At 46.4% G+C, this 11,139-nt stretch carries 9 protein-coding genes; 2 read left to right on the top strand and 7 right to left on the bottom strand.

Annotated elements, in window-relative coordinates; genetic code table 11:
- Positions 1-495 (top strand): RNA-guided endonuclease InsQ/TnpB family protein (locus tag MUB50_RS11090; RefSeq protein WP_244802541.1); only part of this gene is annotated, 495 nt, incomplete at its 5' end.
- A gap of 203 nt (positions 496-698) precedes the next feature.
- Positions 699-1,571, top strand: a complete 873-nt coding sequence (locus tag MUB50_RS11085) for an AraC family transcriptional regulator (protein WP_118513633.1) — start codon at positions 699-701, stop codon at positions 1,569-1,571.
- 31 nt (positions 1,572-1,602) lie between these two features.
- Here MUB50_RS11085 and MUB50_RS11080 read toward each other — a convergent pair whose 3' ends face one another.
- The 7 genes from MUB50_RS11080 to MUB50_RS11050 all read right to left on the bottom strand — a co-directional run bounded on the left by MUB50_RS11080 (position 1,603) and on the right by MUB50_RS11050 (position 11,097).
- Positions 1,603-2,997 (bottom strand): glycine--tRNA ligase, encoded by a 1,395-nt coding sequence (locus MUB50_RS11080; protein WP_118625429.1) that lies wholly within the window; start codon positions 2,995-2,997, stop codon positions 1,603-1,605.
- 193 nt (positions 2,998-3,190) lie between these two features.
- A complete protein-coding gene (recO, locus tag MUB50_RS11075) occupies positions 3,191-3,949 on the bottom strand; it encodes a DNA repair protein RecO (protein ID WP_118625427.1) in 759 nt (252 codons plus the stop codon).
- A 2-nt stretch (positions 3,950-3,951) separates the two neighbouring features.
- Positions 3,952-4,860, bottom strand: coding sequence for a GTPase Era (gene era, locus MUB50_RS11070; protein ID WP_015525809.1), 909 nt, complete (start codon positions 4,858-4,860; stop codon positions 3,952-3,954).
- 65 nt (positions 4,861-4,925) lie between these two features.
- Positions 4,926-7,850 (bottom strand): insulinase family protein, encoded by a 2,925-nt coding sequence (locus tag MUB50_RS11065; RefSeq protein WP_244790986.1) that lies wholly within the window; start codon positions 7,848-7,850, stop codon positions 4,926-4,928.
- A gap of 141 nt (positions 7,851-7,991) precedes the next feature.
- Positions 7,992-8,570 carry a DUF6553 family protein gene (locus tag MUB50_RS11060; protein ID WP_118625423.1) on the bottom strand — a complete coding sequence of 193 codons (579 nt, stop codon included), beginning with the start codon at positions 8,568-8,570 and terminating at the stop codon, positions 7,992-7,994.
- A 57-nt stretch (positions 8,571-8,627) separates the two neighbouring features.
- Positions 8,628-9,221, bottom strand: a complete 594-nt coding sequence (locus tag MUB50_RS11055) for a DUF5662 family protein (RefSeq protein WP_227752332.1) — start codon at positions 9,219-9,221, stop codon at positions 8,628-8,630.
- Entirely contained in the window at positions 9,172-11,097 is a 1,926-nt protein-coding gene (locus tag MUB50_RS11050) for a Type II secretory pathway, pullulanase PulA and related glycosidase (protein WP_138276323.1), read from the bottom strand. The genes MUB50_RS11055 and MUB50_RS11050 overlap by 50 nt, the downstream gene beginning before the upstream one ends.
- Between the last annotated feature and the right edge of the window lie 42 nt (positions 11,098-11,139).

The raw sequence follows: 11,139 nt of genomic DNA, 5'->3' as shown, positions 1-11,139 counted from the left end.
TACAGAAAAGCAGAGAAAAAACTTGCAAGAGAACAGAGAAAGTTCTCCCACTGTGAAAAAGAAAGCCGGAACTATCAGAAACAGAAAAAAAGGGTAGCTTTATGTCATGAAAAGATAAAGAACCAGAGAAAAGATTTCCAGCATAAGCTCAGCAGGGAGCTTGCGGAAAGATATGATGCAGTATGTGTGGAAGATCTGAATCTGAAGGGAATGTCCGGAGGGCTGCACCTTGGGAAAGGTGTGCAGGATAACGGGTACGGGCAGTTTCTGTTCATGCTGGGATACAAGCTGGAAGAATGCGGAAAACATCTTATAAAAGTAGACCGTTATTTTGCATCCAGCAAGATCTGCAGTGTATGCGGACATAAGAAAAAGGAACTGGCATTGTCGGATAGAATGTATGTTTGTGAATGTGGAAACAGGATGGACCGGGATGTGAATGCAGCAGTCAACATCCGTGAAGAAGGAAAAAGAATCTATAAAGAATGTGCCTGACGGCACAAGAAAAAAATCCGTAACCGGATAAACATAAAAAACAAAACCGCGGGACACGCGGGGATAGCCTGTTTTAGCTTTGCCCTAAAGGGTAATCGAGCAGGAAGCCCCCACTTCAAAATCGTAAGATTTAAGTGGTGGGAGCATGTCACTGTATAATGTTACTGAAACCTGACAAAATCATGCGCCTAAAGGATAAAAATATGAATGACCTTCTCTTCTCCGTTTTTCCAAATGAAAACTTTGTTGATATCGGACTATATCAATACGGCTGGGAGCACTGCACTCCGGCACATTCATTCGGCCCGGCCGCACGAAACCATTATATTTTTCATTATGTGATCTCCGGTACAGGAACTCTGATGGCAGACAATTCCGCAGGAGAGACCATCACCTATCAGGTAAAAAGCGGCCAGGGTTTCATGCTTTTTCCCGGTCAGATCAACACCTACATTGCAGATACCGACTTTCCATGGGAGTACACCTGGGTGGAATTTGACGGACTCCGGGCAAAAGAGATCGTGGAAACTGCAGGTTTAAGTCAGGACCATCCGGTCTATCACAGCCACTCTGCAGATCTCCGCCAGAAAATGATGGAGGAAATGCTTTATATCAGCCATAATTCCCAGGAATCACCCTTCCATCTTATCGGACATACCTGGCTTTTTCTGGATTACTTTATGCGCTCTGCTGAAACTGTCCGCATGAAACAGGATGGAAGTATCCGTGATTTTTATATCAAGGAAGCGCTCTCTTTTATTGAACAGAATTTCCAGAATGATATTTCCATTGAGGATATCGCAGCCTGCTGCGGCCTGAACCGAAGCTACTTCGGCAAGATCTTCCACGACACCATCGGACGTTCTCCCCAGGAATTTCTGATCAGCTATCGCATGACCAAAGCTGCAGAACTTCTTAAGATCACAGCCCTGTCTATCGCAGATATCGGAAATGCAGTCGGATATCCCAATCAGCTGCATTTTTCCCGGGCTTTCAAAAATATATACGGAATTTCGCCAAGAAACTGGCGGATGAAAAACAGACTTGTTGAAAAAAAGCCTCCGGCCAGGAAATAGCCGGAGGTTTTTTATTAAAAAATATATTTACTTAAAATGTAAATTTATCAGCAAAGTATGCGTCAAGCTCATCGATCTTCACACGTACCTGCTCCATAGTGTCACGGTCACGGACTGTAACTGCACCGTCATTTTCAGACTCGAAGTCATAAGTGATACAGAAAGGAGTACCGATCTCATCCTGTCTGCGGTAACGTTTACCGATGTTTCCACGGTCATCGTACTCACAGTTGTACTTCTTGGAAAGCTGCTGGTAGATCTTCTCAGCACCCTCGTTAAGCTTCTTGGAAAGCGGAAGCACACCGATCTTAACCGGTGCAAGTACCGGATGGAAATGAAGGACTGTACGGACATCGTTCTTCTCTGCATCCAGAACTTCCTCATCGTAAGCGCTGCAGAGGAAAGCAAGTACCATACGGTCTGCTCCAAGTGACGGCTCGATAACGTATGGGATATATTTCTGTTTCTTCTCATCATCAAAGTATGTGAGATCCTGACCGGATACATTCTGATGCTGTGTCAGGTCATAATCTGTTCTGTCAGCGATTCCCCAGAGCTCACCCCATCCGAATGGGAAAAGGAATTCCACATCTGTGGTAGCCTTGCTGTAGAAGCTCAGCTCTTCCTTATCATGGTCACGGTAACGAACCTCATCATCCTTAAGTCCGAGAGCACTCAGCCAGTCAAGGCAGAACTTCTTCCAGTATGCAAACCACTCAAGATCTGTATCCGGCTCACAGAAGAACTCAAGCTCCATCTGCTCGAACTCACGGGTACGGAATGTGAAGTTACCCGGTGTGATCTCGTTACGGAAGGATTTACCGATCTGGCCGATACCAAACGGAATCTTTTTACGGGATGTTCTCTGTACGTTCTTGAAGTTTACGAAAATACCCTGTGCAGTCTCCGGTCTTAAATATACAGTATTCTTGGCATCCTCGGTAACACCCTGGAATGTCTTGAACATCAGGTTGAACTGACGGATATCTGTGAAGTTGTGTTTACCACAGCTCGGACATCCTACCTCGTGTTCCTTGATGAACTCCATCATCTTCTCCTGGGACCATGCATCTACACTTCCCTCAATGGCAATGTCATGCTCTGCACAGAAGTCCTCAATGAGCTTATCTGCACGGAAACGCTCGTGGCACTCTTTACAGTCCATAAGAGGATCAGAAAATCCGCCAAGATGTCCGGAAGCGATCCATGTCTGCGGGTTCATAAGGATTGCACAGTCAACACCTACATTGTACGGAGACTCCTGAATGAATTTCTGCCACCATGCACGTTTTACGTTATTTTTAAGCTCTACACCAAGATTTCCATAATCCCATGTGTTTGCCAGGCCGCCGTAGATCTCGGAACCCGGGTAAACAAATCCTCTGGCTTTTGCAAGAGCTACGATCTTTTCCATTGTCTTTTCCATGATTTCTCTCCTCTTGACTTGCAGCTGTTCCGCCAAATGCGTCCGGAAAACCCCGGAAAAGCTGCCTTTTTTACATTTTTGGTCTTATTATACTAGTATCCTCATGATTTTTCAAGGATATTTCCATATGCATTGCATCCTGTCCTGCTTTTGAAAAATAAATCGTTACGGTTATTCCGCAGCCGGCAGGGATCTATCTCATCATTTCCAGGATCTCCAGACTTTTAAATCGTTTGTCTGTATTCAGCTCCGTATACCGGTAAATGTGGCGTTCCAGTTCCCGCAGCACATCATCCCGCACAGTAAACGTATACAGTTTTGCTAAGGGGGACACGGCTATGTAGCGCATAGCATACAGGGCAGCCGCTGAGATCCGTTTCCTGTCCATGGCCATCGTTTTGCAGTCTGCACACAGGATCCCATGCTCGTCCTGGGAGAAAAAAAGTTCTCCTGTTTCTTCCTCCGTAAGCTCTCTTCCGCAGCCCGCACACTGGAACAGCTGCGGCATCACGCCCTGGATCACCATAGTCCGCAGTTCATAGATACAGCGCACCAGCCGATCTTCTATATGAGGATTCAAAATGGCTTTGATGGTCACATAGAGAAGATTCATCATCTCCTTCTCATCGGTTCCCTCTTTGCCAAAATAATCTGCCAGCTCCAGAAAATAATATCCATAATAAACCCCCGGCTGCCGGGTAGCCAGCTCCACAAAATGATGCTGCACGCTGACCTGGTTCAGATTATAGCTTGTCCTTCCCTCATAAAGAGTAAAGCTTCCGAATACAAACGGGTTAGCTGCTGCCATGAACGGACTGTTCTGTCGTCTTGCTCCCTTGGCAAAAGCGGAGATCTTCCCCCTCTCTCTTGTGAGAAGGACGATCCGCTTGTCATAATCCCCTACCGGCATGGCAGAAAGTACCACTCCCTGTACGGTAATCAGATCACTCATTTTCAGATTTCTTTCTTATCATATCCAAAGTTCTTGATCAGGAAATCACTGTCTCTCCAGTTCTTAGTCACCTTGACCCAGAGCTTTAGGTTTACCTTTGCTTCCAGCATACGCTCCAGCTCATAGCGGGCATTGCTTCCGATCTTTTTCAGCATGGCACCCTGTTTTCCGATGATGATGCCTTTGTGGGAATTACGCTCGCAGATGATGGTCGCATCAATATCTATGATGTTGCTTCTTCCCGGACGTTTCTTCATACGGTCGATGGCAACGGCGATCCCGTGAGGGATTTCCTCATCCAGTGCATGCAGAGCTTTCTCACGGATGATTTCTGCGGCGATCTGGCGCTGAGGCTGGTCGGTAACTGTATCCTCATCATAGAACATCGGTCCGTACGGAAGATATTTGAAAATACTTGGAATGATATCCTGTGTGTTTTTTCCACGGAGGGCAGAGCAGGGAATGATCTCTGCAAAATCACAGATCTTACGATAGGTATCGATCGCAGGAAGAAGCTCTTCTTTTTTTACCGTATCGATCTTGTTGATGATGAGAATCACAGGAACTCCAACCTTCTGCAGCTGCTCGGCAATGTGGCGCTCTCCCGCACCTACGAACGTGGATGGCTCCACCAGCCACATAATGGCATCTACTTCTTTCAGGGTTCTCTCCGCAACCTGTACCATGTATTCCCCGAGCTTGTTTTTTGCCTTGTGGATACCCGGTGTGTCCAGAAATACGATCTGTCCCTCATCACAGGTGTACACGGTCTGTATCTTGTTTCTGGTTGTCTGTGGCTTGTTTGATGTGATGGCGATCTTCTGTCCGATAAGATGGTTCATCAGCGTGGATTTTCCAACATTCGGTCTTCCGATGATCGCAACAAAGCCTGATCTAAAATTGTTATCCATTCTTTATCCTCTCATAATTCTTTCACGGCCTGCTATCCCATTTAACGGATAGCAGGCTTTGTTTCTCAGCAGCCGATCAGTGGCTTCACTTCCATGAATACATCTTCTGCATTCTCTATTGCGGTCTCACTTCCCACTACGCAGATCTGATCATCGGAAAGTACTGCTTCTACAAGAGCTGCCAGTTTCTGGATATCCTCCTTCTGCGCTCCGAGGATCTGGTTTCTTTCCTTCTGGAGCATATCCTCTGTAACCTTGGAGAAATATGCGGTTTTTGAGATACTTCCCTGCATCTGCGGGGTTCTTGGCACATCCTTGTTGCTGATCGTTCCGATGATATATTTTGTCATCTCACGCTCATCAGCCTCAAAGGCACGGATATAATCCGGCACGCCCTGGTATACTTCCAGGGTTCTCTTAAGATGGGGATCACGGTAGGATACCAGGAAGCTCTCCCCGTTTCTCTTAAAGCCGCTCATGCAGCCATACGCTCCACCCTTTACACGAAGGTTGATCCAGAGATAATCGTAGCTTAAGATTACTTTCAGGATCTCCAGTGCGCCGGTATACTCCAGGCCTTTTTTGCGGAAGTTTCCGTTCTGTGCCACATACTGGACCTGGCCGGAGGTCTTGAAGGCTTCGTTTTTCTTTATGCAGGGGGCCTGCTTCACAGGCTCCGGCTTCTGTCCGTTAAACAGGACTTTTTTGATCCCGGCAGCCTGTGTTTTTACTACATCCAGAGATTCTCTCTCTCCGGTATAGCTTACACAGAAATTCTCCGGACGAAGGACCTCTTTCATCACCTTACGGAGATTTTTCACGATCTCATCCTTGCAGCTGTCAAAATCCTTTTCCAGTTTTTCGATAAACTGATAATATCCGATTCCTGCCATCTCATCCTGGAATGCCGCCATCGGAGATGCGTAGGAAGCACCACGGAGAACTGCTGTGGAATGGCCTGCACTTGCAAGGCTGGCCTGGGCTCTGGATCTCACTCTGGCAATGATCTCATAGAGACGTTTGGTGTCATCCAGCTTCGAAGTTGTAAGAACCTCCCGGATCATGGAAAACATGAAATCCATCTCCGGATATAACGCTTTTCCTCTTACGGCAAACATGGCACGGAATGCATCGGTATCCTGGGCATCATCAAAAACCTCGATTCCATAGGCAATACCGCCGGTTCTCGCATTCACTTCATTAAACAGCTCGCCATAAGTGTAATTCTCCGTATCCACTGCACCAAGCACGGATTTCAGAAGTCCCAGATAATGGACTGTGTCAACATCAAAGTCATGGATTTCAAAAAGAAGGTCTGCATAACCGATACCATTGGTGCACACATCATGATACAGAAACAGGCTGTCAGCTACGTGGTGCTCCTCGTTTGTCAGCCCTGTGATCTCTTTTTTGATGTCTTCTCTGGAGAGCATAGGGATGCAGGTCAGAGCTTCCGGAGCTTCCTCTGCTTCCTGATAAGCCTCCAGCGCTTTGGTGTGCTCTACCATCCGGGTAAGCTCTTCATCAGAAAGGCTCTTTCTGTAATTCTCCAGCTTTTCTTCCAGTTCCTTATCTCTCTTTGCTGCAAGGCCCTTCTCCGGTACCAGAGAAAGGATCGCACCATGGGTATTATCCAGAAGATATTTCCGGATCAGCTCCTCAAAATATCCCTCTTCCAGGGCTTTCTTAAGGAACTCAAAGCCCTCCAGAAGCTGCACCTCGCAGAACGGCTTCGTATCATCATAAAGCCAGCTGCTTAAAATATCCAGGCCATACATCAGTCCCTTCGGATAAGAAGAAAAATCTGCTTCGCGAAAACGGAATTCGTAGTAATTGATCCCGGCTGTTACTGCCTTTTTATCAATTCCCTCCTCTGCGATCTTTGTGAGAGTGTCACGGATCACCTTTATGAATTCCTCTTTCTGGTTTAAGTTTGCTCCTTTTGCTACAATGGAAAAATAAGTCTGCTTGATGCCATCCTCAAAGGAGCCGTAAATATCTTTGCCGATCTTTGCATCCAGAAGTGCCTGCTTCAGTGGTGCACCCGGTGCGCTCAGGAGAGCATAATCCAGAACCTCGAAAGCAAGACTCAGGTTGATATCTGCCGCTTCACCCACAACCATATTGTAGGAAAGATAGGTGTTATCCTCTTCTCCCTCATCCTCTGACACCGGATAAGGCTTCTGAATGTCCTTTACCTGAGCAAAGGCTTCCTGATCCCGGATCTCGGAATCAATGGCAAGAGAATCAAAGGCAGACAGATAATGGCTGTCAAGAAATTCCAGCTTCTCCTCCATATCCATGTTTCCGTAGAGATAGATAAAGCTGTTGGACGGATGATAGTACTGTCTGTGGAAATCCAGAAATTCCTCATAGCTGAGATCCGGAATATTTACAGGATCTCCGCCGGACTCACAGCCATAGGTTGTATCCGGGAACAGCGAATTCATGATCTCTCGCTCCAGAACATCATCCGGTGAGGAAAAAGCACCCTTCATTTCATTGTAAACGACACCGTTGTATTTCAGCGGGCCTTCTTTTTTCTCCAGATGGTAGTTCCAGCCTTCCTGACGGAAGATCTCTTCTTTTTTGTAAATATTCGGATAGAATACTGCATCCAGATATACATGCATCAGATTCTGGAAATCCCGGTCATTGCAGCTTGCTACCGGGTAGCAGGTCTTATCCGGATAGGTCATGGCATTAAGGAAGGTATTAAGAGAACCTTTTACCAGCTCCACAAAAGGATCCTTAAGCGGAAATTCCCTGGAGCCGCACAGTACGCTGTGTTCCAGTATATGAGCAACACCTGTACTGTTTTTCGGCGGTGTACGGAATGCAATGTTAAAAACCTTATTCTCATCACTATTCTCGATGAGCATCACTCTGGCTCCTGTTTTTTTGTGTCTCAGAAGCCATCCTTTTGAATGAATATCCTGAAGCTCTTCTTCCTTCAGGACTTCATATGCGTTCAGATGATTGGGATTCATAAAATAGTAACCTCCTGAATGTTTCTATTCACACCCGATATGAATCTTCGTTCAAACAGTCTCAGAATATTTTATCGGATGCATGGCAACAAAAGGCTGCCTGAGTATTCAGACAGCCTGAAACGGAAGCGCTCCGGCCTCCTAAATGTTTCCTTCGTTGGGATAATACTGCCTGTAGATCTCTCTGGCAGCTCTTGTGATGATTCCAAGCTCAGCTTCCATTCCAAGATTAGCCGGAAGCTCCACAGCTGTTTCCCTGATGTCTCTCTGGACCTTGGCCTTCGCACTGTCCTCCTTGATGTGGATCAGGCCGAAAATCATTGTGTTATAGGATTTATCTGTCTGACAGAGATCCATGTAGACCAGAACCAGATGACAGCATTCCCGGTAAAGAAGCTCCTCATAAAGGCCGCCCCTTTCCTGGAGTTCCTGAAATTTCAGTTTCTTAAGATACTTGCCTATCTCTTTCTTCGCACTTCTTGTACCAAAGAATCTGGAAGCGGAATTCCGGTTAAACTCCATGGTCATCCAGAGACCGAGATAACCGTCTGCCCTGGTATCACCAGTCTCAGCTTTATCGCTGTAACGGATCTCCCAGAGTTCCTTGCGGATCCTGTTTTCTTCCGGTTCTTCTCCTGCTGCAATGGACTGCTCCAGAAGCTTCAGACGCTCCATGGGATCTTTCTCTCTATAGTATTTCGCAATTGTTGGTGTATCCATTCATTCTTCCTCCTGATATCTGAATATTATATCAGACAACCTGCCAAAAATACACCCCTATCTGTGATTTCGAAGCTTTTTCCTGGGGCTTTTCACTCTTTTTCCACGGTTATCACATAGATATACATTGCGGATATACCATAGGGTCTTATCCTCTCCGTATTTATCCAGGATCCGGAGAAGTCCCTCCAGTTCTTTCTTTGTCTGTGGGTGGATAAACCACAGCTTCTCCTTGCTTTTCAGAAAATACTGTAATGGTTCATGATAGGTATATTCCTCTCCCAGATAATTTCTGGATGCACTGATCCGGTCCATGACCATTTCCGCCACATATTTTCTGGGCATTCTGGCTCCCATGATCACATGCTCACCGTCAAGGGAATAGTCTACCCAATGTTCAAAATGGTGTCTGTTTCTTCCCTTATGGTGCAGCCAGGACATGGATACGCCGGTTGCCTCACGTTCTGCGTTATTAGGACTTCTTGTCCCCTGATAATATTTACAGCCTACCAGAAATTCCGTCGGGGAATATTTGGACAGGTCATGAAGCAACCCCTGCTTATATAACCCGATACGAAAACAATATTTCATCACCAGAAGCTTATGCCTCGTGATGGTCCTGAAGTGCAGCCACGGGTGCCATGATCGCATCTTTCTCCGCCTCCTGTCTGCCCAGCAATACCACAATGGCGCGGGGACCTATTTCGATTGATTTTTTATATTCTTCTTCCTCCTCCAGACAGAATCCTGTTCCGTGAAGAGAGGTATCTGCGATTTTTTTCCAGCACATACCTTCCGGGAGATTGGGCAGAGCAAGGCTTCGGTTTTCCCAGTGGAAATTATAGCCGATGTAAATAAAATCATCCTCTGCAGCCTCCAGATCCTCTTTTTCCCTTGCATAGGCTCCGTAATACATCATACCGAGAAGCCTGCTGGTATTCTCATAGCTCAGATACCAGGCACGTTCCCCGTGAAGAGACACATCCGGGAACCCCTTGGTCAGATAATCTACCCCTTTCAGTTCCACCGGCATATGAAGAACGGGATGGACCTTACGAAAAGCAATGGCATCCTTTACAAATTCCCTCAGTCCCTGGTTTCTGGAAAAGCCCTTCCAGTCTGTCCATCCGGTAGCATTATCCTGACAGTAGGCATTATTGTTTCCACTCTGGGAATTGCCGAATTCATCACCGTGATAGATCATGGGAACACCCTGACTCAACAGCATCATCAGAAAGGCATTTTTGATCTGGCGCTCCCTCATCTGACGGACGGAAACCTTACGGGTAGGACCTTCCACACCGCAGTTCCAGGAATAATTATAGCTGCTTCCGTCCAGATTGCCCTCGCCATTGGCCTCATTATGCTTATAATTGTAGCTCACCAGGTCATTCATGGTAAATCCATCCTGGCAGACCATGTAATTGATCACTCCATGATTCTCGCTGTTATGACGGATATGCCATGCTGCAGCCTCCACCATACCTTCATCGCTTTTCAGGAAACGGCGCATATCCTGGAGAAAATTCATATTGCTCTCCGCTCCGCAACGTCTGGCCGGAAGCTTTCCTCTGTAAAAATGATCAAAATCAAAGCCCTGGAAGATCAGTTTTGCTCCGGAAAGGATTCCGTCCCGAAGAAGCATCTCCCGGTTAAATCCCTCTCCCAGCACATGAAATCCATCTACATGGTAAAAATCTCTCCAGAACTGCAGGGCTCGAAGAGCCATCAGGCTATCTGTTTCCTCTGGAAAATAGAATTCCATGATACAGGCAATGCCGTTCTTGTGCAGTTCCCGGATCATATACCGAAATTCCTGCTCCGGTTCTCTGGTACTGCAGTAAGCACTCTTCGGGCTGAAATAAAAGCCGGATGCATAGCCCCAGTAATTCACTACATTTTCCTTTCGGCGAGTCTTGATGTGTTCACTACTTTCCTTCGGTTTACTGATCGGAACCTCACAAAATTCATAGGCAGGCATCAGTTCAATGGCATTGATCCCTAGTTCTTTCCAGTAAGGGATCATCTCTGTCAGGCCAAGAAAGGTCCCCTTATGGGAAACCATCTTTCTGGCAAGCTTCGTATAACCACGGACATGAAGCTTGTACAGGATCATATTTTCATATTCTACTGCCGGTGCAGTTTCATTTTCCCAGCCGGAAACATTCTCATTAAGGAAGCGACAGCGGACATCCTTTTCCGGATCGTAAGGTACTCCGAAATGCTCTCTCCCGTGAAGTCCGTATGCATACGGATCCTGCACGATCTCACCGTCTATTTTATAATTATATTCAAAATCCTTCAGAGAAGCACTGCACAGCTTCAGTGCCCACACTCGTCCTGTATGGAAATCCTTTGGAAAAACAATCTCCACCGGTGAGGCAGCTCCTCTTTTTTTATATAAAAGCAGGGACACTTCGGAATCTTCCGATGCCTCCACTGCAAAATTATAACCGCCCTCCATTTTGTTGGCTCCAAGTATCAGCGGCTGACCTTTCTCCACTCGACCTAATCTGCGGCTTGCCAAAGCAACTCCTCCTTTTCCCTTTTTATTATTCAAATCCATAGA

The organism is Blautia sp. NSJ-140, assembly GCF_022868965.1.
Lineage (GTDB): Bacteria > Bacillota > Clostridia > Lachnospirales > Lachnospiraceae > Blautia_A.
The sequence above is the reverse complement of the archived record's forward strand: the minus strand, read 5'-3'. Positions and strand labels throughout refer to the sequence as shown.

Bases quoted from the DNA above. Each gene is read 5' to 3' on its own strand.
- MUB50_RS11085 (WP_118513633.1), top strand. From the start codon at position 699: ATGAATGACCTTCTCTTCTCCGTTTTTCCAAATGAAAACTTTGTTGAT.
- MUB50_RS11060 (WP_118625423.1), bottom strand. From the start codon at position 8,570: ATGGATACACCAACAATTGCGAAATACTATAGAGAGAAAGATCCCATG.
- recO (WP_118625427.1), bottom strand. From the start codon at position 3,949: ATGAGTGATCTGATTACCGTACAGGGAGTGGTACTTTCTGCCATGCCG.
- MUB50_RS11080 (WP_118625429.1), bottom strand. From the start codon at position 2,997: ATGGAAAAGACAATGGAAAAGATCGTAGCTCTTGCAAAAGCCAGAGGA.
- MUB50_RS11065 (WP_244790986.1), bottom strand. From the start codon at position 7,850: ATGAATCCCAATCATCTGAACGCATATGAAGTCCTGAAGGAAGAAGAG.
- MUB50_RS11055 (WP_227752332.1), bottom strand. From the start codon at position 9,221: ATGCGATCATGGCACCCGTGGCTGCACTTCAGGACCATCACGAGGCAT.
- era (WP_015525809.1), bottom strand. From the start codon at position 4,860: ATGGATAACAATTTTAGATCAGGCTTTGTTGCGATCATCGGAAGACCG.